Origin of the sequence: Arachidicoccus terrestris (assembly GCF_020042345.1) — a bacterium.
GTDB lineage: Bacteria > Bacteroidota > Bacteroidia > Chitinophagales > Chitinophagaceae > Arachidicoccus > Arachidicoccus terrestris.
Genome location: NZ_CP083387.1, coordinates 4,519,788 through 4,541,135 on the forward strand (window position 1 = coordinate 4,519,788; position 21,348 = coordinate 4,541,135).

The window sequence follows — 21,348 nt, forward strand, 5'->3', positions numbered from 1 at the left end:
ATTTTTACAGACCCTTAAAAACCAAGTCTAATGGAAAAGACCTTTTCAAATGTTGATGCCTATATTGCCAGTTTCCCTCCGGATATCCAGATGCTATTAGACGATGTACGAAGTACAGTCAAAAAAGCCGCTCCAGGAATCACTGAAGGAATCAGTTATGGGATCGCTGCTTATCATTATAAGGGAAAGCCTGTGTTATATTTTGGAGGATTCAAAAAGCATATAGGACTTTATGCCACACCTGAAGCACAGCAGGAATTTAAAGAAGAGCTGTCGGACTATAAGCAAGGCAAAGGCTCTGTCAAGTTTCCTTTCGGTAAGCCTCTCCCCTTGCCACTGATCACCCGGATCGTAAAATTCAAAATGCAACAGCTTAAAAGTAGTTCGAAAAGGTAGTACCTTTGCCTGATAAGCATAAATAAAGTCAGCAAAGTAATGGGTATTTTAAAACAAATAGCAGAATATCTTTATATTAAAAGAGATAAAAGCAAGCCAAAACCTAGTCTATATATCAGGATGATGCATGGCATGAACCGAATTTCCATTATTGTATTCTTAATTGCGCTGCTAATCCTGCTTTACAGATGGATATTTAAGTAATCCTGCATTTTAGCGCGGTTTAGTTGTCTACAGCAGGCTTTTGCCGGAAGGAAAAGTAGCGTTGGGAGAAATAAGTAAATGTAATGACTAGGGCATAATCAATTATATACGCCGGCGTAGGATACCAGTGAAATACTTCGACAAATATTTTAAGGAAAGTATAATTCAGCAGAATATTACACATAACGATCATGAAATATCTGAATAGCTGCACACGCCTTCTAAGGTGTGAACCTGGAAAAACCACAAACAGGCTCAGGTAAAAGCCGATCGGAAAAGTAATCAGAAAAGCAGAGATAAAGGAAGCTACATAAGGTGTCAGCACCAGGCCAAAGGGTAGATAAACCAATTGTTTCTCATATACGAAATGCAGGAACGAAGAGAACAAAATAATGTTCAAAGCCGCATTACCCCCTCCACAGACGGCATATCGAAAAGTCTGTGCCGGCATAATCCTTTTAAAGGGCGGATAAAAGAAATCCACCAATGTCAGAATCAATTTTTTTAACTTATAATGAAGCTTCAACATAATTGAGTCGCAAATGTAAATAACAAATCCTTAATAATCACGCATCCTTCATAATGATTTGCACCATTTTACCATATATATTTGAACTCATATTCACCTAAATTGTGCCATTTTTCCCCTTCCAAAACTGTATTTGTTATTCCTTGCTAAACAAATTATTTTTGCCCACAGAAATACTTTTGCATGAATATTATTACACAGATAAAATCTGCCGCAGCGGCCACCATTGAATCTTTATATGGCATACATCTTTCCCCGGAATCAGTGCTCATTAATCAGACCAAACCGGAATTCGAGGGAGACTATACTGTTGTTCTCTTTTCCTTTGTAAAACAACTTAGAAAGTCTCCGGAAGCCTTAGGCCAGGAGATCGGTGAACAGTTAGTTAAAGGCTGGCCGGACCTTTTTACAGATTTTAACGTGATCAAAGGCTTTTTAAACCTAAGTGTAGCAGACAGGTACTGGCAGGATTTTCTTGAAGAAAATCTTGGCGGTACAGGTAAGACGGCTTTCGGCCAATTGCCGGCCACCGGGGAGCGGGTCATGGTAGAGTACTCCTCTCCTAATACAAATAAGCCCTTGCACTTAGGACATTTAAGGAATAACTTCCTGGGTTATAGTATCACAGAAATTCTTAAATGCGCGGGGAATGAAGTATTTAGCTCATGTGTGGTGAATGATCGAGGCATCCATATCTGTAAATCCATGATTGCCTGGCAAATGTTCTCAAATGGAGCAACACCTGCCTCAACAGGCATCAAAGGAGATCATTTCGTCGGACAGTATTATGTAAAATTCAATGATGAGTATAAACTACAGGTGCAGGCACTGATTGACAGCGGCCTGGAAAAAGAGCTGGCAGAGAAACAGGCTCCCATCATGGAAGCTACCCAACAAATGTTGCTGGACTGGGAAGCGGGCAAACCTGAAGTGATTGAACTTTGGAAGAAAATGAATAGCTGGGTATATGAAGGGTTTGATGTAACTTATAATACGATCGGAACCACCTTTGATAAAGTCTATTATGAGAGCAATACCTATTTATTAGGCAAAGATTTGGTGGAACAGGGTCTCGCAAAAAAAGTTTTCTACAAAAAAGAAGATGGCAGTGTCTGGATAGACCTCACCCAGGATGGGCTGGATGAGAAATTGGTAAGAAGAAGCGACGGCACTTCTGTCTACATTACGCAAGATATAGGTCTGGCCGAACAAAAGCAAAAGGAGTTTAATATACAGGAAAGTATCTATGTTGTCGGCGATGAACAAAATTATCATTTTAAGGTATTAAAACTCATCTGCCAAAAACTTGGCCTGCCCTCTGCAGACGGTATCTACCATTTAAGCTATGGCATGGTAGAATTGCCGTCGGGGAAAATGAAGAGCCGGGAAGGGACTGTCGTCGACGCCGACGACCTGATCGCCAATATGATCGAAATCGCCCGCCAGAAAACAGAGGAGCTGGGTAAAGTGAGCGATTTTAACGAGGAGGAGCTAGCCGTCCTGTATAATATGATTGGTTTGGGAGCACTTAAGTTTTTCCTGTTGCGTGTAGATCCTAAGAAAAAAATGCTGTTTAATCCGGAAGAAAGTATTGACTTTCATGGATTTACCGGGCCATTTGTACAATATACGTATGCAAGGATCAAAAGTATTCTGCGGAAGCTGGAGCTGCAGGGTGAACAGACGGCCACAGATAAAGTCGCTACAGATCTTTTGAAACCGGAAAAAGAGGTGCTGGTTGCTTTGGAACAATACCCTGCATTAATTCAGGAGGCAGCAGATGAGCATGATCCTTCAAAGATCGCCATTTATGTCTTCAATCTGGCCAAGCTGTTCAACGCGCTTTATGCTGAACTTTCTATCCTTAATGCAGAATCGAAGCAGAAAAAGATGCTAAGGTCCAGCATCGCCCTTCTTACCGGGGATACTATTAAACGTAGTATGGCTCTTTTAGGCATCGAGGTGCCAGAAAGAATGTGATTTCTTTATTAATTCGTTGATTTTTAATTATTATGGTTATTTAAATAAAGTAATAGTTTAGTTATGAGATGTTGTTTCAAGACTAACGTAATGCACATCGGTAGATAATTTTACAGCTGCGGTTTATATTAATGTCTATGTATTATATAAAGTATTATTTATTAATAATTTGTAATTTAATTTGGCAGCTTTGATCCCCAAGAGGTTTATGCGACTCTGTGGTGTTTTACTCCCTAGTGGATGTATACAGTTTTAATTATATTGAATCTTCCTGTACATTTGCAGCACTGAAAATCAAAAATTGTCCTTTATAATAAAATAAGCACATTATGGCAGATATTTTTGCACGACTGCTGCAAGACTCAGGCCCGATAGGCCAGCACCGCGACAGAGCACATGGTTATTTTGCCTTCCCGAAGCTGGAAGGACCACTAGGAAGTCGCATGAAATTTCGTGGAAAGGAGGTGATTGTATGGAGCCTTAATAACTATTTAGGTCTGGCCAATCATCCGGAGATTCGTAAAGTTGATACAGAAGCAACAGCGGCTTATGGACTGGCCTACCCGATGGGAGCCAGAATGATGAGCGGTAATACGGAAAAGCACGAAGAGCTGGAAAGGCGCCTGGCAGCATTTGAAGGCAAAGAAGATGCTATCCTGTTAAACTATGGCTATCAAGGAATCATGAGTGTGATTGACGCTGTATGTGGCAGGCATGATGTGATTGTATACGACGCTGAGTGTCACGCCTGTATCATGGATGGCATGCGCATGCAGTTGGGCCATAAATTTGTCTTTAAGCACAACGACATCAAAGATTTTGAAAAACAGATGGACCGTGCTACTACGCTGATCAATAAACAAAAGCAAGGCGGCATTCTGGTCATCTCAGAAGGTGTATTTGGCATGGCCGGTGACCAGGGAAAGATCAAGGAAATCGTTTCTTATAAGGGAAAATACGATTTCAGGCTATTAGTGGATGATGCCCACGGTTTTGGGACTTTAGGGGAAAAAGGTGCTGGTGTTGGCGAAGCTCAGGACTGTCAGGACCAGATTGACCTCTATTTTTCCACATTTGCTAAATCTATGGCCTCTATCGGCGCTTTTATCGCCGGTGACAAAGCCATTATGGATTATATTCGTTATAATATCCGTTCGCAGATTTTTGCGAAAAGCTTGCCGATGCCGCTAGTCGTCGGTAACCTGAAAAGACTGGATATGCTGCAGACGATGCCTGAGCTAAAAGAAAAGCTTTGGAGTAATGCATTAAAGCTGCAAAATGGCTTGAAAGAAAAAGGATTTGATATTGGTGAAACCAATACGCCTGTTACGCCCGTATATATGAAAGGAGGTGTTGAGGAAGCCACCGCTATGGTTATGGACTTAAGGGAAAACTACAGTGTTTTTGCCTCTATTGTGGTGTATCCTGTTATTCCTAAAGGGCATATCATATACAGGCTGATACCTTCTGCGGTGCATACGGATGAGGATATCGAACAGACTTTACTGGCCTTCAGTGAAACTAAAAAGAAGCTGGATGCCGGTGCCTATAAGGTCGCTGAAATTCCCGATGACTGGCGGCAGACCACAGCCTCTGATGTCTAAGCCAGGTGCTTAGTACAGAAGCATTTAGCACAAAATAATATAGGAGGTTTAAAGTTAACTGGCAAATTCCTTATTTTTAGGCAGCTGGCAAAGACTTTAAACCTCTTTTTTTAATCCAGAGCTTCTCTTTCCATTAGGTATTTGAATGTAAAAACGTATATGAGCACCATTAAAAATTATCTGTCGCTTGTAAAATTTGCCCACACGATATTTGCCCTGCCCTTTGCCATGATTGGCTTTACATTGGGTGCAGTGGTTGTATATCAGCAAGGCAGTTTTACAGGTAAAGAGATTCTAATTAAACTATTACTGGTCCTGGTTTGTATGGTAACGGCCAGAAGCGCCGCTATGGCATTTAACCGGTATTTAGACCGTCACTTCGATGCGCGTAATCCCAGAACGGCCATCAGGGAAATTCCCAAAGGGATCATTTCTGCGGGTAGTGCGCTGCGGTTTACCGTTGTTAACTGTCTATTGTTTATGGCGGCAACTGCGTTTATCAATCCGATATGCCTCATACTCTCTCCTGTCGCTTTATTTGTCATTTTATTTTACAGCTATACGAAGAGATTTACCTCACTTTGTCATCTAGTACTGGGCCTTGGACTTTCACTGGCACCCATCGGAGCCTATCTGGCTTTAACCGGTGTTTTCTCCCTGCTCCCGATCCTGTTTTCCCTGGCAGTGATAACCTGGGTAAGTGGTTTTGATATTATTTATGCCATGCAGGATATCGATTTTGATAAATCGCAAAGCCTGCATTCCATACCGACTGCAATGGGCGGGGCCAGGGCGCTCAAGACCTCTGAACTGCTACACGTGCTGAGTTCAGCTTTTGTGGTTGTGGCCGGGATCTATGGACATTTTTCCTGGTTGTATTGGATTGGTATCGGTGTATTTATTGGTATGTTGGTCTATCAGCATCTGCTGGTCAAGCCTAATGATCTCAGTCGGGTGAATATCGCCTTTATGACGGCTAACGGCATTGCCAGTGTGGTATTTGGCTGTCTGGTTATTGCAGACATTATTTTTATTTAGAAAGAAAACTATTTGCCACTTAATAAATCAAATGGGAAGAATCATATGTATCGACTATGGTGGAAAGCGCACGGGAATAGCGGTTACAGATCCGCTAAAGATCATTGCCAGTGCGCTTACAACTATACCTACGACAGAATTTATCTCTTTTTTAAAGAGCTATTTAGCAAGTGAACAGGTGGAACGAATTCTAATTGGCGAGCCTAAAAACTGGGATGAATCAGATACACATGCGACAGCCATGGTTAAAAAGGCCATTGCCAAACTTCGAAAGAATTTTCCCGATATACATATTGAGACAATTGACGAGCGTTATACATCCAAGATGGCCAGTCAGGCCATGGTGGAGATGGGCATGAAGAAAAAGGATCGGCGCCAGAAAGGCAATACCGACCAAATAGCGGCTACGATTATGTTACAGGAATATTTGGGGCATCATATTTGAATAATTTAGCCTAACTTTGCCCTTTAGCAGAAACCTAAGATAAAAGAAATTATTATAATATATGCAATTACCCATTATCGCCTACGGTACGCCTATTCTAAGAAAAGTGGCGCGCAATATAGACGCTGATTATCCCGATCTGAAAAAATTGATCGAAGATATGTGGGAGACTTTATATGCCAGTAATGGTGTTGGTTTAGCCGCTCCGCAGATTAACCGGGATATCCGTTTATTTTTGGTGGATAGTGAGGTCATATTTAACAACATGGAGCCGGATGACGAACCCTATCCGGATGCACCTGGTATCAAGCGTGTTTTCATCAATGCAAAGATCAAAAAACTGGAAGGTGAACCTTGGTCATATAATGAAGGCTGTCTGAGTATTCCAAAGATCAATGAAGATGTTATCCGGCCCGAAACCGTTGTACTGGAATATCAGGACGAGAACTTTGAACATCATACCGAGACCTTTATCGGTATGACTGCTCGCATCATTCAACATGAATATGATCATATAGAAGGCAAGCTTTTTATCGACTACCTGAAACCCCTTAAAAAGAAGCTCCTGCAGCGTAAGCTGACAGATATCTCTAAAGGAAAGGTGCAGGTAGGATATAAGATGCTGTTCCCTAAATAGATCCGAACCGAATAAAAAGGCCTGGTTGCGCTTATCTTAAGACGTAATCTTTTTTTGGCAGTTATTTATAATGTATGCCACCCAATAAAGCACCAACCGGACAGCAGATCCGTATATCACCTTTAAGAAGCCTGATCGCCATACTATTGGTGTTGCTTTGCAATGCCAGCATAGTATTGATTCCTGGAATCGCAAATGCGCAATTTGTCAATGAGGGAGATACATTACGTCCCGGAGATACATTGCTGGCGGCGGATAACCTGACACTGCCCGTGGTTATTGTCAATTCTGTGAACAGCAGTCAGCTACTCAGACGGATTAAAAATGATACCAGTTTCTATAAGGCTTTTAAAACACTTCGGGTCGTCAACTATAATTCCGATAATCATATTGAGGTATATAATAAGAAGGGAAAGGTAAAGGCAAGCTATCAAAGCCAGGCAGTGCAAATTCGCCAGGGAGGCTGTAGAACGACCCGTATTCTGGAGCAGAAAACGACAGGTGATTTTTTAGACCGGAAAGGGAATTATAACTATACCATTGGCGATCTGTTCGCAGGCCTTTTTTTTGCCAAGGGCAAGGTCTGCGGTGAGACGAATATCGTAGCCGGACATATGAATTTTGAAACCAGCGGGCTTTCCGGTATTGAGAAGAAAAAGGAACAACTCAAAATGCTCTTTTTTAACCCTGGCAAAAAGATCCCGGGGATCCCTTTTATTGGTGATAAGTTAGATCTCTATGATAAGGAAGCCTTGAAAAAATATAATTATCGGCTGGACACCGTGACCTACGGTGAAAATCATGGATACGAATTCACCATTACACCTAAACCAGGTGCCAGAGGGGTGGTCATTGATTATATGCGGACCATCTTCGATGCTGAAACCATGGACGTTTTATATAGGTCTTACTCCCTAAGCTATAAAGCGGGTGTGTATGATTTTGACGTCAAAATGCAAGTAAAGCTAGGCGTTAGAAAGGGGCAGCTGGTACCCGTAGACCTGCATTACAAAGGTAACTGGAGCGTTTTATTCAAAGGCAGGGAAAGAGCCAGTTTCTCAGCCAGTTTGTCTGATTTTCGTTAATGTCGCTATTGGCAGCCAACCGATAATATCAACGTAAAGTTCCCTATAATTTAATTCCATTCGGCACAATCGTAAGCAAAAAATAATAAGGGGGAAAACGCGGCTCTATGGTGTTCTCTCCTAAAGATAGTCCCATTGCCCCTTCAGTCTATTATTTCGAAATTAAAGACGACCTATTAATCACCTCGTGGGCTATTATAAAGATCATTTCCGGTTTGAAAAGGTCATAATATGCATAAACAATAATTTGTCATGCCCTGGTGGCTAGGTTGCTTATAATATAATTCTTATTATGTAGATTTGTAATAGCTGGCATCGGGTAATGCCCTCGGCCTGTTTGACATTAGTAGTAACTTTCTCATTAACAAAAACTTATAGGTCTTTTGTCATTTGCCAGATAGTTGTTGAACACTTTGTTAAATTTAATTTTTTAATCCTTATATTTGTTTCATATTCATTTTTTAATTAAAAAACATGTCGTCTATGAACAATTTGTTTTATGTGGTACCTATCCTGGGTCTCATAGGTCTTATATTTACGATCATCAAGAGCAAGTGGGTTACGGCACAGGATCCGGGGCTGGATCGCATGAAAGAAATCTCTAATTATATTGCCGATGGCGCGATGGCCTTTCTAAAGTCTGAATATCGGGTTATGTTATATTTTGTTGTTATAGCAAGTATTCTCTTAGGGGTAATGGGTTATAGTAATAGTAGCTCTCACTGGTCAATCGCACTTTCTTTTGTTGCCGGCGCCTTCCTGAGCGCCCTGGCAGGTTTTATCGGTATGAGGATCGCCACCAAGGCCAATGTAAGAACCGCTAATGCAGCGAGAACCTCTCTTAGAAAAGCATTGGCTGTTTCCTTTACCGGAGGGTCGGTCATGGGTATGGGAGTGACTGGCTTGGCGGTAATGGGCTTAGGCGGGCTCTTTATAGTATTGTTAATGACTTTTGCTCCGGGTGCTCTCAGTGATACCGAGGAAGTTGCGAAGGCCATCGAAGTATTGACAGGCTTTAGTCTCGGAGCGGAAAGTATCGCATTATTTGCCCGTGTGGGTGGCGGTATATATACCAAGGCGGCTGATGTAGGCGCGGATCTGGTAGGTAAGGTAGAAGCCGGCATTCCGGAAGACGATCCCCGTAATCCAGCCACGATTGCGGATAATGTAGGCGATAATGTCGGAGATGTCGCCGGCATGGGCGCTGACCTCTTTGGCAGTTATGTTGCGACTATTCTTGCTACCATGGTCTTAGGCCATGAAGTTTTAGGCACTAGTGGTGTAGCATTGACAGATGGCTACAATGGATTCTCTCCTATCCTACTGCCCATGTTGATTGCCGGTGCAGGTATTATTTTTTCTATTATCGGTACTTTCTTCGTTACCATCAGTGAAAATGCCGGACTTAGCACGGCAAAAGTACAGGCAGCTCTGAATAAGGGAAACTGGGGGGCGATCATCCTGACCGCTGTTGCCACATATTTTATAGTTAACTGGCTGTTGCCGGCAGACACGACCATGGTGTTACGGGGCACACATTTTACCAGAAATGGCGTATATGGTGCCGTTTTGGTAGGCCTTGGCGTAGGTACGTTAATGAGTATAATCACAGAATATTTTACGGCGATGGGTAAACGCCCGGTGAAAAGCATCATTCGTCAATCCGGTACCGGCCACGCGACCAATATCATTGGTGGGCTGGCAGTAGGTATGGAAAGTACGATGTTACCCATTATTGTACTGGCAGCCGGTATTTATGGATCCTTTCTTTGTGCCGGTCTATATGGGGTGGCTATTGCTTCTGCAGGTATGATGGCCACGACTGCCATGCAGCTGGCTATCGATGCTTTTGGTCCGATTGCAGATAATGCCGGTGGTATCGCTGAAATGAGTGAACTGCCCGGCGAGGTCCGAGAAAAAACAGATATACTGGATGCTGTAGGTAATACAACGGCGGCCACTGGTAAGGGGTTTGCTATTGCCTCCGCCGCTTTAACTTCCTTAGCCTTATTTGCTGCCTTTGTCGGTATCGCCAAAATAGACGGCATCGACATCTACCGGGCTGACGTACTTGCAGGATTATTTATTGGCGCCATGATTCCCTTTATATTTTCCTCTTTTGCGATTAGAGCGGTGGGTGAGGCAGCGATGGCTATGGTTGAAGAAGTTCGCAGACAGTTTAAAAATATTCCCGGTATTATGGAAGGCAAAGCCACGCCGGAATATGATAAATGTGTGGCGATTTCTACCAATGCTTCATTGAAAAAAATGTTGCTGCCGGGAGCTATCGCGCTTATCAGTCCCTTAATCATTGGTTTTGTATTTGGCCCTGAGGTACTCGGCGGTTTTTTAGCCGGGGCGACCGTGTCAGGCGTGCTGATGGGTATGTTCCAGAATAATGCCGGTGGCGCCTGGGATAATGCTAAAAAGTCCTTTGAAAAAGGCGTTGAGATCAATGGCGAAATGCACTACAAGAAATCAGATCCGCACAAAGCCTCTGTAACCGGTGATACAGTTGGAGACCCTTTTAAAGACACGTCAGGTCCTTCCATGAACATTCTCATTAAGTTGATGAGTATCGTTTCTTTGGTCATTGCGCCGACCATTGCCAAGCTGCATTCCGATGACATCCAGAAGAATCTCAAACAGAAGCAGGAAAACATTCAGCAACTACTGGGAACTGAGCATCAACAGGCATATATCAATCATCTTCTGATACAAAACAATGATACCGCAGCCTTATTCACAAGGCATGTTGCAGATAAAAAAGAATTATCAGGTTCATAACATAGATACAAAAGAGCAGCTGATCGCTGCTCTTTTTGTTTCGATTCCGTAATTTTGATGTTTTCCTATAATAAAACGGGTAGAGGACGTCATGCAAAGAATTTCCTGGTTAGCTAAAATCGCGTTTATTTTCAACATCATCTATTTTGTAGATCTTTTGCTGCGTTTTAAGATAATAGCCAACCAACTGCAACAAGGGCCGATAGGGCTCCTTGGGGGCTGGTTACTGGCTCCTGTGTTTAATCTGGCACTGCTGTTCTCCATCATTCTTATTAAAAGAAAAGGAAAGCCCCTACCCGTCTCAAAGTGGATCTGGGTATTTTGCCTTTGCTGTTTCATATTCCAAACAGTTTTATTTTTATTTTATGATTAATCGATTTTTAAAGGACCGTCCCTCTAAACTGTTCTTAGGCTTTACCGCTTTTTTTGTAGCCAATGCCCTGATTGCAGAATGTATCGGCGGGAAAATCTTTTCTTTGGAAAAGGTTTTTGGGTTTCAGCCTGCGAACCTGACATTATTCGGAGAAAGCGGCCTTTCTTTTACCTTGACCTGCGGCGTGTTGTTATGGCCCCTGGAGTTTGTCATTACCGACATTGTAAATGAGTTCTTCGGCCCCAAAGCAGTGAGAAGAATTAGCTATACTGCGATCATTTTGATTGCGTATGCCTTTATCATGTTTTATTTGTCCATTCATATTCCATCAGCAGATTTTTGGATCACTTCGGGCAAAGAAAAAGGTATTGATAATATGCAAAAAGCCTTTAATGGTATTTTCGGGCAGGGTATGTGGATTATTATCGGCTCCCTGGTTGCCTTTCTCTTCTCCCAGTTGGTAGACGTCTATGTGTTCCAGAAGATCAAAAAAAGAACCGGCGATAAAATGATCTGGCTTAGGGCAACAGGCTCTACCTTGGTTTCCCAACTGGTGGACAGTTATATTGTATTGATTATTGCCTTTAAGATCGGCAATAATTGGGCCTGGTCTCTGGTACTGGCTATCGGTGTAATGAATTATATCTATAAGTTTGTGGTAGCAATTATTATGACACCTGTTATCATCTATGTAGAGAAATGGATCGAGCGTTATGTGGGCAAGGAAACAGCCCATAAAATGCGGCTTAGTGCCATGGGGCAGGAAGCCGATTCAAAGGACGATGGCTTTGCAAATATACCAACAGCGGGTTAATCAATACATCTTCTGTATTTTTTACTTAATGTAGTAGTGTTCTAAGAGGCGAAACACGGGTATTGCCCCAGATTATACATTGCCCTGATTAAGGAAATTTTGCGGATAGATTTCTCTTCTTGCTGGCAAATCATTACATTTAAGGGAGAAATTGTGATAAATCAATCGTCAATGAATGTATATTTTATGAGTGGCCTGGGGGCGGATGAGCATATGTTTTTAAAAACAACACTTCCTGAAGGCTTCGAAATACATCATTTGGCTTGGCTAAAGCCTTTAAAAAATGAGCCCTTTCCGGCCTATGCCAGACGGCTAGCGGAAGGAATCGACGAATCGCAACCATTTTTATTAGTGGGTCTTTCTTTGGGGGGAATGATGGCCATTGAAATGAATAAATTTCTGCAACCGGATTATACCATTCTCATATCCAGTGTTACCAATAGAGAAGGATTGCCTTTTTGGTTTAAATTGGCCAGCTTAACCGGCATTTATAGGATTGTCCCCAATTATTTTTATCATCATCGAAACTTTATCACGGCCTGGCTCCTGGGCGCACAGTCTAAAGAAGACAAAGTTTTATTGAGTAAAGTAATGCTAAATGCTGATCCTGTATTTGTAAAATGGGCCGTGCCAAGGATATTAAAATGGGACAACCATTTTATTCCCGCAAAAATGAAGCATGTACATGGTACGGCGGACGTTATTTTGCCTTACCGGCCCAATAAAAGAACTTTGCCGGTTGAAAAAGGAACCCATTTCATGGTGTACAACCGGGCTGGTGAAGTTAACCGGCTGCTAAAAGATATACTGAACAAAGCAGGTATCCAGCCTTAAATTTAAGATGTTCACTACAGGTATTAAATCAGCGGACGTCGGCGTACATTTATACACCTTCTTAATAATCTATCCGTAACTGTTAAACTCGATCGTATATTTTGACTCCTGATACATTGTTGTTGCCTAAGGGCTAATTACAGCGAATTATCTTATCCACGAACCTGAACTCGTTTTCTTTTTTACAGGAAGAAATTGTTGCCTAAACGCCTGTTTATAAAAAATATTCTCCGGAAAGTTCATGACTTGTACAGGTACCGCTTGTGTGGCATCTGGCTAATAACCATTCGGTTATAGTTATGATATTAACAATTATAACATTAATTAGATTAAAAATATTGTAGCAAATTAACAATTAGAATAATCATTTCTTGTAAATTTTGTTTGTTTTACACCTTTATCCCTCGTTTTATATTAAGTATAAAATATTTATAATCAATGTAATATTGTGTGTTTAGTTCCTGGTAATTCGCACTACGGAAACGATTCCGTAGAAAATTTAGTTTTGAATGATCTGCAATGGCTATCTTAGCCTTTGACATTTTTTAACAAAGAAAAATCTGTAAATGGAATTATTCTTTAAGGATATGTTGATACATACGACTATTTGGAAATGCTATTTGAAAAGGCTGAAGATTGCGGGCATTTTTTCGGATTGTAGCGTGAAAACCTTTTCACTTTCAATCCGTCCTTATTACTGATTTCTACTACATACAGGTATTAAAACTCGAAGTATCCAGAGCCATTCCTGTTTGCCTGACTTACACCTTTTTCCAATTGGCAATAGGGATCATATTTTACATCTATTCTGAATTTCATTTTGGTTGCAGTCGAGCTGCATAATTTATTTTTTAACGATTAAAAAAGGAGGTATTCTACGAGAGACCAGAATAAACACCTCTGAAGAACACTTCAGAGGCTACTTTCCGTTAACCCTGAAGTAGCCACCCACACATCACTCAATTATTAAAACTATTTTTTCATGAAAGAAACACATCCAAAAGTTTCTGGTATCTGCTATTTTACCAGAAACCCACTAAAGACTTTCTCTCTGGCGGTCATCGCACTGTTGTTTACGGGAATATCTACCAGCCAGGCAACTCCCCACAAAACAGTTTCTTTTACAAAAGAAACGGACCATTATCAACAAATGGTTTCAGGGATAGTCCGGGACACATCCGGTGCACCCATTGAGGGTGCTTCGGTTGAAGTGGCCGGTTCAAAAAGGGGTACCCTCACAGACGCCCAGGGACACTATCAAATTGAAGCCGCCAGCGGCGCCACGCTTGTATTTAGATTTGTCGGCTACATAGAACAATCCATCCAGGTAAAAGGCAACGAACTGAATGTTAGCCTTGTACCGGAAACGACCACTTTAGACGAAGTGGTGATGATCGGTTATGGTACCCAAAAGAAAAGGGATTTAACGGGTGCTGTATCCACGGTCAACACGGAACGATTAAAAAATGAAAACCCTACTTCGTTACAGGATATTATGCGTTCCAACGTACCGGGGCTGGCCGTTCCTTATAGTACATCTGCCAAACCGTCCGGAGATTTTCAGATACGCGGTAAGAATACTTTGAATGCGGGGGCAACACCGCTAATTGTTCTGGACGGAGTGATCTATTATGGTTCGATCAATGATATTAATCCAGATGATATAGCGTCCGTGGATGTCTTAAAGGACGCAAGCTCTGTTGCTGTATATGGTGCAAAAGCTGCTGAAGGTGTCATTGCCATTACCACCAAGAAGGGTAAAACCGGCAAACCAACCGTTTCAGTGAATGCCAACTATGGCAGAGTTACCCCGGAAATCAACCGGCGTCCTTACGATGCGGCAGGCTATGTCAAGTTTAGAGAAAACGTGGCGCTAAGCCAGAACGCCTCAACGGCAGAGCCTTATGAATATAGTGACCCCAGAAAATTGCCGAGTGATATAAGCGTAGACGAGTGGCTGGCCTATGATGGCTCTAAGGGGGACCCTGTACGTATCTGGCTGCAGCGGTTGTTGATGAGAAATGTAGAGATAGACAATTATCTGGCCGGGCGCAGTGTTAACTGGTACGATATGATCATCAATAGCGGTACCCAGCAAAACTATACCGCGAGCTTGTCCGGAAAAACGGACCGGGTATCCTATTATTGGTCTGCCGGTTATCAGAATAACGAAGGTGTTGTTTATGGAGACAAGTATTCTATTGTCAGGAGCCGTTTAAACCTGGATGCGAAAGTAACGGATTTTTTCAGCATGGGTATGAATCTGGGCTTTGCCGTCAGAGATGAAAGCGGCGTACCTGCGGACTGGGACCGGGCTATAACCAACTCTCCCTTGGGTTCCATTTATACTGATGATTCGTCCACATTGCGCTATAGTCCTAACGACCAACAAGGCCTGGGAGAAACCGAGAATGTACTGGCGGGGCCGACCTTTACAGACCGGCTTAAAAAGTATTACACGCTCAATACTAATTTTTACGGAAAAGTAAAGTTACCCTTTGGTATTCAGTATCAGGTAAACTTCACGCCTCAATTTGAGTGGTATCAATATTACAACCACAATTCTTCTCAGTTTATCGGTTCCAACTGGGAGGTACAAGGAGGTATTGCGCATAGAGAGCATTCAGTTACGTACCAATGGAATATCGATAACCTGCTGACCTGGAATCACGACTTTGGAGATCATCATTTTGAAGTTACCTTACTGCAGAATGCGGAAAAATACCAGTACTGGAAAGACTTAGTGGATAACAATGGCTTTGTACCGAATGACAACCTAGGTTATCATAATATTGGTGCAGGTACTAATCCGATCCCTTCCAGCGATGACCAGTACGGTACAGGTCAGGCTTTTATGGGTAGACTCATTTATTCTTATAAACAACGTTATCTTTTGACCGCCTCCGTGAGAAGGGATGGTTATTCCGCCTTCGGAGATGATTTTAAATGGGGTACTTTCCCGGCCGTGGCGCTGGGTTGGGAGTTTACAAAGGAGCCCTGGTTTAAAACCAACTGGTTAGACTACGGAAAGTTGCGTCTCTCCTATGGTATAAACGGCAACCGTGATATCGGCCGTTATGTTGCGCTGTCTAATATTACCACCGGCAAATATTTTCATGTGGGTGAAGACGGCGCAGTAGAATCTGTCAGTGAACTGTTCGTTGCTAATATGGCTAATCCTCGCCTCCAATGGGAAAGAACGGCCGCCTATAATGTCGGTCTGGATTTTAAAATGTTCCATGGTGTCATCTCCGGGAGTATCGACGCTTATAAAAGTAGAACGACCAATCTGCTTGTTAAGCGTTCGTTGCCTGATCTTATCGGATTTAGCTATATCTGGACCAACCTGGGCAGAATTGATAATAAAGGGCTTGAGTTTGCACTGACTTCACAAAATATCAATCGTTCCAACTTTAAATGGAGCAGTTCTTTTAATTTTTCTTTAAACCGCAATAAGATCGTCAGTCTCTATGGCGATCAGCAGGATATTCGTGATGAAGAAGGTAACGTAATCGACCACCGGGAGCCGGATGATATTGCAAATGGCTGGTTTATCGGCCATCCACTGGATGTGGTCTGGGATTATAAAGTGTTGGGTGTTTATTCCACCGATGAGGCAGATCTGGCGAATAAATACGGACAGCAGCCTGGTGACTTTAAGATTGAAGATGTTAACGGCGACGGCAAGTACACGAATGAGGACAAACAGTTCCTGGGTTATAAAAATCCAAGATATACTTGGTCGTTGCGCAATGATTTTACCTTCCTGAATAACTTCAATTTTTCTTTTGTGATTTATTCAAAGCTGGGAGGGATGTCTCAGTATAATACCGCTAAAAACAACAGCGGATTTATTGACCGCAGTAGTTGGTATGATCTGCCTTACTGGACACCAGACAATCAGATCAACGATTATTCAAGACTATTTTCCAGTGATGGTGGCGCAAGTTATAATGTTTGGCGAAAAACATCTTTTGTCCGTTTGGCGAATGTCTCACTGGCTTATACCTTCCCAAGGGATCTCATCAAAAAGGCACAGATCAAGGATCTACGCGTTTATTTTACTGTCAGAAATGCGGCTATATATGCCCCCGACTGGGACTTCTGGGATCCAGAAATGGCGACTCAGGGACCTTCTCCCCGGTCTTATACACTGGGCTTAAATGTTACGTTGTAATGGCAGCTTATTAGAAAGCATGAGTTAATGGTAAATAATCTTGAAAAGTAAAAACACAGAAGATGAAACATTTAAATAAATATACAACTAAGGCACTTCTTATTGTCAGCGCTGCCTGCTTGATAACTGGTAGCTGTAAAAAGGACTACCTGGATTCCAAACCACTGTCTTTCTATACACCTGAGAGTACCTATAATACGGCAGAAGGATTAAAAGGGGCGTTAGTCGCTTGTGAGCGCAATCTGCGATATAATTGGTCCGGTGACGGTGCACCGGAAATTACCCAGTTGATCTTTTCTGATATTGCAGTAGATGGTACTGACGACAAGTCCGGGCCAGCGCAGAATATGGATCTGCAGATCACGCCCGATGCCATAAGCAGTGGTAATGACAACGCCAATCATAACCGGATTTATTATTACTGGCATCAGGGGTATGCAGACATTAAATATGCCAATACCGTGATTACCTATATCGATGAACCCAAGTGGGATACGACAGATCAGGAGCAGCTGGCTATCAGAAATGACATTTTGGGACAGGCCTATTTTCACAGAGCCTACCGTTATTATGAACTGACCAACGAGTTTGGTGACGTGCCCTGGATCGGTAAGCTCTATAATGAGCCTAAACTGGATTTTAAAACTGTCGACCGAACGGTTATTTTGAAACAGATCCAGTCCGATATGCAATATGCTGTTCAATGGGTCACTGATGAGGGAAAGGCGAAAGGGGAAGTAACCAAAGGAGCCTGTCAACACCTGTTGGCTAAAATTAATCTGGCTCTGGGTGATTTTGATGGCGCTATACAGGCAGCGACCGATCTGATCGACGGCGGCGTTTACCACCTCATGACCGAGCGTTTTGGCCAGGACGCGAATAATGCCGGAAAAAACGTCGTATGGGATCTGCATTTAAACAGCAATAAGGACATCGCTACGAATAAGGAGGCGCTGATGCTGGTGATTGATAAACCCGATATGGATGGAAAATTTGACGGAGGCACACAGATCATGCGTCAAACGTTGCCCTATCTGGCCGGTGGTAAGATTAAAACGCCTTTAGGCAATAAAGGCCTTTCCGACAGAGCGGATATTCCGCTGTCCTTTTCCGCTGTCACCGGCAGAGGAATCGGCCGTTGCCGCCCGAGTTGGTATGCGGAAAAAGCGATCTGGACGGATGCAGGAAGTGACCTGCGTCATGCACCCGGCAACTGGATGGAAATGGAGGACTTCGTTTACAATGAACCGGCCTTAAAGGGAAAGGACCCCTATTATGGTAAGCACTTACAGAAATACAGTGATGACAATGTACTGCTTTGCGGTGATACATTGCGCCAATGGTTCGGTTTTCCTTTCTATAAATTGTATATCCCCGATAACATCAATACGCCTCCCAGAGGAGGCAACGGAGACTGGTATGTATTTCGCCTGGCAGAAACCTATCTGGTCCGTGCGGAAGCCTATTTCTGGAAGGGCGATTTAGCACACGCTGCAGAGGATATCAATAAAGTCAGAATCAGGGCCAAAGCGACACCTATTCAGGCTTCTGATGTAACCATGGCGATGATTCTGGACGAAAGGGCACGGGAATTATATTATGAAGAAGAAAGAAAAGTGGAGCTTACACGTATCGCTTACTTATATGCGCAACTCGGCAAATCTTATAAGGGGCATACCTATTCCGCTGCCAATTTTTCTACCAGTAATTTTTGGTACGACAGGGTTATGGAATGTAACAACTTCTATAAGAACAATACGGTGACGCCGCACGGAGACATGTATAAGATCAGCCCATATCATGTATTGTGGCCCGTTCCGCAAAGTGCCATAGATGCCAATACAGGGGCACGCATCAATCAAAACCAGGGATATTCAGGCGCAGAGGGTAATATTGAACCTTTAAAGGAGATCCCGCAGGGTTAAGCATAGACAACAACTATGAATCAATGCGTTTTTAATAGTTGAGTGTGTTGATGTGCATGCGCTCACGCGTATGGCTCAATGCCGGAGGGGTGAGCACCGGGACAGATCGGACGATCTGGTATCCTGGTACCTCACCCCTCTTTCTGTATACTGAGCAGTCGTACTAGAATGGATAGCCGATGGCAATATTAAAGATCAGGTTATCTTTACGCCAGCTATTGCTACCGAAGTCGATCTCATCAAATACCCATCTGTCTCCTTTAGCCTTCCATGGTTTTCTGATCGGCATGCCTAAATCAAGCCTCAGTACAAGTACGGTCAGGTCAAAGCGAAGGCCGACACCCACGTCAGCGGCCATTTGATTGAGGAAATGCCCGTTAAAAACAGCGCCAGGTTGCCCTTCGTTGGAATTAAATAACCAGATGTTGCCAAAATCTGTAAAAACGGCGCCTTCGACAAATCCAAACAGGTGTGGCCGGTATTCGACAGTACCTTCTATTTTAATATCTCCTGACTGGTCGGGGAAGAAATCACTGCCTGCATATGCATCTGCGACGTTGTAGGTGCCTGGTCCCAGAGAACGCGCTCTAAAGCCCCGAAGGCTATTGGAACCGCCGATAAAAAATTGCTTGCTGTAGGGCAATATAGTAGAGTTCCCATATGGAATGCCCACTCCGGCCAGAATCCTCGCCGCCAGTTTACTTTTTCTGGATATTCTCCTGAAATACCTGAACTCGTTTTCTATTTTGATATATTGATTAAATTCCTGGCCAAAGAGTTTTTTTACATTTCCCTCTCTGGCATTGGCTCCTGCAATGATACCGTATAGATTAGCGGAAAGGTCAATGGCGGCATTATAATAATAGGTGCTTCTTTTATAGGATTGTGCTGTATTTGTGACCGTATAACTATAGCTGGGGCCAAAAGTGAACTGCTTGTCAATAACATGGGCCAGTGTCGGATTCTGGCTATGCGCTACACTATCCGCATAGGCCTCGGAGATGCCTGTCGGGTTCACATAGGTTATATTCAGCAGATTCAATTCATGGGATCGTTTTGCATTTTCACGCCATTGATAACCAAAGGATCCTGTAAAAGAGTTCAATGTGTATAAATGAATTCTTTTATTCAAGGAGTAGCCTAAACTAAGGTTGGTGTGAGGGATATAGGCATTATCAGATTTAAAATCAAAAGGACTGATAAATCGCGGCCAGCTAATACCTGTCTTAATACCCGCCTGATATACATTATTTCCTTTACTGCTGCCTCCCATCTGTATATCTGTACTACCAAAAAGAGATACCGTAAAGGCTTCAGCGCCCTTAAAGGCATTTCTGTTTTTCCAGTTAATATTTATCTGTGAACCCATAAAGTTGGCAGAGGTAGTTCTGCCTTGCAGTTCCAACTGCAGGGATTTGCCTTTATATGGAGTGAGGTAATAATAAACATCCAGCTTTGCAGAATCTTCTTCATGTTGCACAAACTTATTTTTGACAAACTTATAAGGACCCAGATTGATCATCCTGTTGATGCTGTTATTATGCAAGCTCCTGCTATAGGTGTCTCCCGGATGCATGAGTACGGTATTTTTAAACGCGTAAGGTTTAATCGTATGATGCGGATCCACTACATTATACCAACCGTACGGTTCCATAAGAGATTTATGGCGACCGGTATCCCGCAGAGAATAGCCTGGGTAGACAAAAATACTGTCGATCTTATAGATTTTTTCAGCCTTTGCAGGTGTTTCGGGTTTTACGGTTACATCCATATCGACCTGGTGATGGCCGATGGTGCTGTCCACTTTGACCAGAAGATCTTCCGGTGTAAAGAAATAAAACCCTTTGTTCTTCAGGCGGTTGTCGATACGGACCCTTTCATTTTTAATATCATCCAGATTGTATTTTTTGCCTTTTCTGAGAATAGATCTCCGGGTGGCTCTTTTAATAGCTGTTGTCAGTGAATCCACCGGCTTTGGAAAGCTGACTGAAGCTATATGGTAAGACGGCCCTGGGATAATTTCATAAATCGCTTTTCCCTTTTTTGCCGTCGTATCCAGGTTGCCACTTGCTAATGCCTGAAAATAACTGTTATTTTGGAGATAGCCTTGCAGGATCTCACTGTTTTTAGCCAGGTTGACATCATTGACGAGTACAGGCGGCTCTCCAAATTTCTGATTGAGCCAATGTTTCAATCCCTTGGTCTTATTGGTTTTCGTCTTGTTGTAAATATAGAGCTTGATACGCATACCCAAAAACGAACTATTGGGAACCGGCCGGAGCAACTCATCCATCTGCTCCTGCAGATCTTTTGCTTCATTGGAGGTGATTTCAGCGGTCTTTTCCATTTGGATTTTACTACCTGTATACAGCTTCTGCCCTTGTTGCAAATAGCGTGTATTACTACAGCTACTGAGCCATAATACAAGACAGATCCACAACACGGTCGGGAGCGCTGATGACACCGTTACAAGGAATTTGTTATGTGTTTTTTTATAAAACATACCGAGATCTGTTGATA

16 protein-coding genes are annotated in these 21,348 nt (G+C 42.7%); 13 read left to right on the forward strand and 3 right to left on the reverse strand.

The genetic code is table 11. The features are described from left to right. Positions 1-30: 30 nt before the first annotated feature. Positions 31-396, forward strand: a complete 366-nt coding sequence (locus K9M52_RS17700; protein WP_224069767.1) for an iron chaperone — start codon at positions 31-33, stop codon at positions 394-396. A 39-nt stretch (positions 397-435) separates the two neighbouring features. After that, positions 436-600 (forward strand): DUF6728 family protein, encoded by a 165-nt coding sequence (locus tag K9M52_RS19085; RefSeq protein ID WP_317197277.1) that lies wholly within the window; start codon positions 436-438, stop codon positions 598-600. Positions 601-619: 19 nt separating this feature from the next. On the opposite strand, the gene K9M52_RS17705 is transcribed toward K9M52_RS19085, so the two are convergent. After that, complete coding sequence (locus K9M52_RS17705; RefSeq protein WP_224069768.1) at positions 620-1,129, reverse strand: GtrA family protein; 510 nt, start codon at positions 1,127-1,129, stop codon at positions 620-622. A gap of 183 nt (positions 1,130-1,312) precedes the next feature. Here K9M52_RS17705 and argS point away from each other — a divergent pair, with 183 nt between their 5' ends. The 7 genes from argS (at position 1,313) to K9M52_RS17740 (ending at position 10,705) form a co-directional block, all read left to right on the forward strand. Next, positions 1,313-3,109: an arginine--tRNA ligase gene (gene argS / locus K9M52_RS17710; RefSeq protein WP_224069769.1), complete on the forward strand. Its 1,797-nt coding sequence runs from the start codon at positions 1,313-1,315 to the stop codon at positions 3,107-3,109. 329 nt (positions 3,110-3,438) lie between these two features. Then, positions 3,439-4,713 carry an aminotransferase class I/II-fold pyridoxal phosphate-dependent enzyme gene (locus K9M52_RS17715; RefSeq protein ID WP_224069770.1) on the forward strand — a complete coding sequence of 425 codons (1,275 nt, stop codon included), beginning with the start codon at positions 3,439-3,441 and terminating at the stop codon, positions 4,711-4,713. A gap of 159 nt (positions 4,714-4,872) precedes the next feature. Further along, positions 4,873-5,751, forward strand: a complete 879-nt coding sequence (locus tag K9M52_RS17720; RefSeq protein WP_224069771.1) for a UbiA-like polyprenyltransferase — start codon at positions 4,873-4,875, stop codon at positions 5,749-5,751. 31 nt (positions 5,752-5,782) lie between these two features. Continuing rightward, complete coding sequence (gene ruvX, locus K9M52_RS17725; protein ID WP_224069772.1) at positions 5,783-6,196, forward strand: Holliday junction resolvase RuvX; 414 nt, start codon at positions 5,783-5,785, stop codon at positions 6,194-6,196. Positions 6,197-6,257: 61 nt separating this feature from the next. Then, positions 6,258-6,833, forward strand: a complete 576-nt coding sequence (gene def / locus K9M52_RS17730) for a peptide deformylase (protein WP_224069773.1) — start codon at positions 6,258-6,260, stop codon at positions 6,831-6,833. A 74-nt stretch (positions 6,834-6,907) separates the two neighbouring features. Beyond that, positions 6,908-7,918: a hypothetical protein gene (locus K9M52_RS17735; RefSeq protein WP_224069774.1), complete on the forward strand. Its 1,011-nt coding sequence runs from the start codon at positions 6,908-6,910 to the stop codon at positions 7,916-7,918. A gap of 483 nt (positions 7,919-8,401) precedes the next feature. Beyond that, the gene (locus K9M52_RS17740; RefSeq protein ID WP_224069775.1) at positions 8,402-10,705 is read left to right on the forward strand and encodes a sodium-translocating pyrophosphatase; all 2,304 of its coding nucleotides are present in this window, start codon (positions 8,402-8,404) and stop codon (positions 10,703-10,705) included. Positions 10,706-10,846: 141 nt separating this feature from the next. On the opposite strand, the gene K9M52_RS17745 is transcribed toward K9M52_RS17740, so the two are convergent. Then, complete coding sequence (locus tag K9M52_RS17745) at positions 10,847-11,044, reverse strand: hypothetical protein (RefSeq protein ID WP_224069776.1); 198 nt, start codon at positions 11,042-11,044, stop codon at positions 10,847-10,849. Between the two features lie 26 nt (positions 11,045-11,070). Between K9M52_RS17745 and K9M52_RS17750 the strand changes: the two genes are divergently transcribed. From K9M52_RS17750 to K9M52_RS17765, 4 genes are all read left to right on the forward strand, one after another. Beyond that, positions 11,071-11,892 carry a queuosine precursor transporter gene (locus tag K9M52_RS17750; protein WP_224069777.1) on the forward strand — a complete coding sequence of 274 codons (822 nt, stop codon included), beginning with the start codon at positions 11,071-11,073 and terminating at the stop codon, positions 11,890-11,892. A 171-nt stretch (positions 11,893-12,063) separates the two neighbouring features. Then, complete coding sequence (locus K9M52_RS17755) at positions 12,064-12,726, forward strand: alpha/beta hydrolase (protein WP_224069778.1); 663 nt, start codon at positions 12,064-12,066, stop codon at positions 12,724-12,726. Positions 12,727-13,708: 982 nt separating this feature from the next. Further along, complete coding sequence (locus K9M52_RS17760; protein WP_224069779.1) at positions 13,709-16,903, forward strand: SusC/RagA family TonB-linked outer membrane protein; 3,195 nt, start codon at positions 13,709-13,711, stop codon at positions 16,901-16,903. 62 nt (positions 16,904-16,965) lie between these two features. Next, positions 16,966-18,828: a RagB/SusD family nutrient uptake outer membrane protein gene (locus K9M52_RS17765; RefSeq protein WP_224069780.1), complete on the forward strand. Its 1,863-nt coding sequence runs from the start codon at positions 16,966-16,968 to the stop codon at positions 18,826-18,828. Between the two features lie 163 nt (positions 18,829-18,991). Here the strand turns inward: K9M52_RS17765 and tamL are convergent, their stop codons facing one another. Beyond that, a complete protein-coding gene (gene tamL, locus K9M52_RS17770; RefSeq protein WP_449500888.1) occupies positions 18,992-21,331 on the reverse strand; it encodes a translocation and assembly module lipoprotein TamL in 2,340 nt (779 codons plus the stop codon). Positions 21,332-21,348 lie beyond the last annotated feature (17 nt).

Excerpts from the sequence above, each read along its gene's own strand:
- K9M52_RS17740 (WP_224069775.1), top strand. The coding sequence starts at position 8,402 with ATGAACAATTTGTTTTATGTGGTACCTATCCTGGGTCTCATAGGTCTT.
- K9M52_RS17760 (WP_224069779.1), top strand. The coding sequence starts at position 13,709 with ATGAAAGAAACACATCCAAAAGTTTCTGGTATCTGCTATTTTACCAGA.
- K9M52_RS17735 (WP_224069774.1), top strand. The coding sequence starts at position 6,908 with ATGCCACCCAATAAAGCACCAACCGGACAGCAGATCCGTATATCACCT.
- ruvX (WP_224069772.1), top strand. The coding sequence starts at position 5,783 with ATGGGAAGAATCATATGTATCGACTATGGTGGAAAGCGCACGGGAATA.
- K9M52_RS17745 (WP_224069776.1), bottom strand. The coding sequence starts at position 11,044 with ATGAAACAGCAAAGGCAAAATACCCAGATCCACTTTGAGACGGGTAGG.
- K9M52_RS17750 (WP_224069777.1), top strand. The coding sequence starts at position 11,071 with ATGATTAATCGATTTTTAAAGGACCGTCCCTCTAAACTGTTCTTAGGC.
- K9M52_RS17705 (WP_224069768.1), bottom strand. The coding sequence starts at position 1,129 with ATGTTGAAGCTTCATTATAAGTTAAAAAAATTGATTCTGACATTGGTG.
- def (WP_224069773.1), top strand. The coding sequence starts at position 6,258 with ATGCAATTACCCATTATCGCCTACGGTACGCCTATTCTAAGAAAAGTG.
- tamL (WP_449500888.1), bottom strand. The coding sequence starts at position 21,331 with ATGTTTTATAAAAAAACACATAACAAATTCCTTGTAACGGTGTCATCA.
- argS (WP_224069769.1), top strand. The coding sequence starts at position 1,313 with ATGAATATTATTACACAGATAAAATCTGCCGCAGCGGCCACCATTGAA.
- K9M52_RS17720 (WP_224069771.1), top strand. The coding sequence starts at position 4,873 with ATGAGCACCATTAAAAATTATCTGTCGCTTGTAAAATTTGCCCACACG.
- K9M52_RS17715 (WP_224069770.1), top strand. The coding sequence starts at position 3,439 with ATGGCAGATATTTTTGCACGACTGCTGCAAGACTCAGGCCCGATAGGC.
- K9M52_RS19085 (WP_317197277.1), top strand. The coding sequence starts at position 436 with ATGGGTATTTTAAAACAAATAGCAGAATATCTTTATATTAAAAGAGAT.
- K9M52_RS17765 (WP_224069780.1), top strand. The coding sequence starts at position 16,966 with ATGAAACATTTAAATAAATATACAACTAAGGCACTTCTTATTGTCAGC.
- K9M52_RS17700 (WP_224069767.1), top strand. The coding sequence starts at position 31 with ATGGAAAAGACCTTTTCAAATGTTGATGCCTATATTGCCAGTTTCCCT.
- K9M52_RS17755 (WP_224069778.1), top strand. The coding sequence starts at position 12,064 with ATGAATGTATATTTTATGAGTGGCCTGGGGGCGGATGAGCATATGTTT.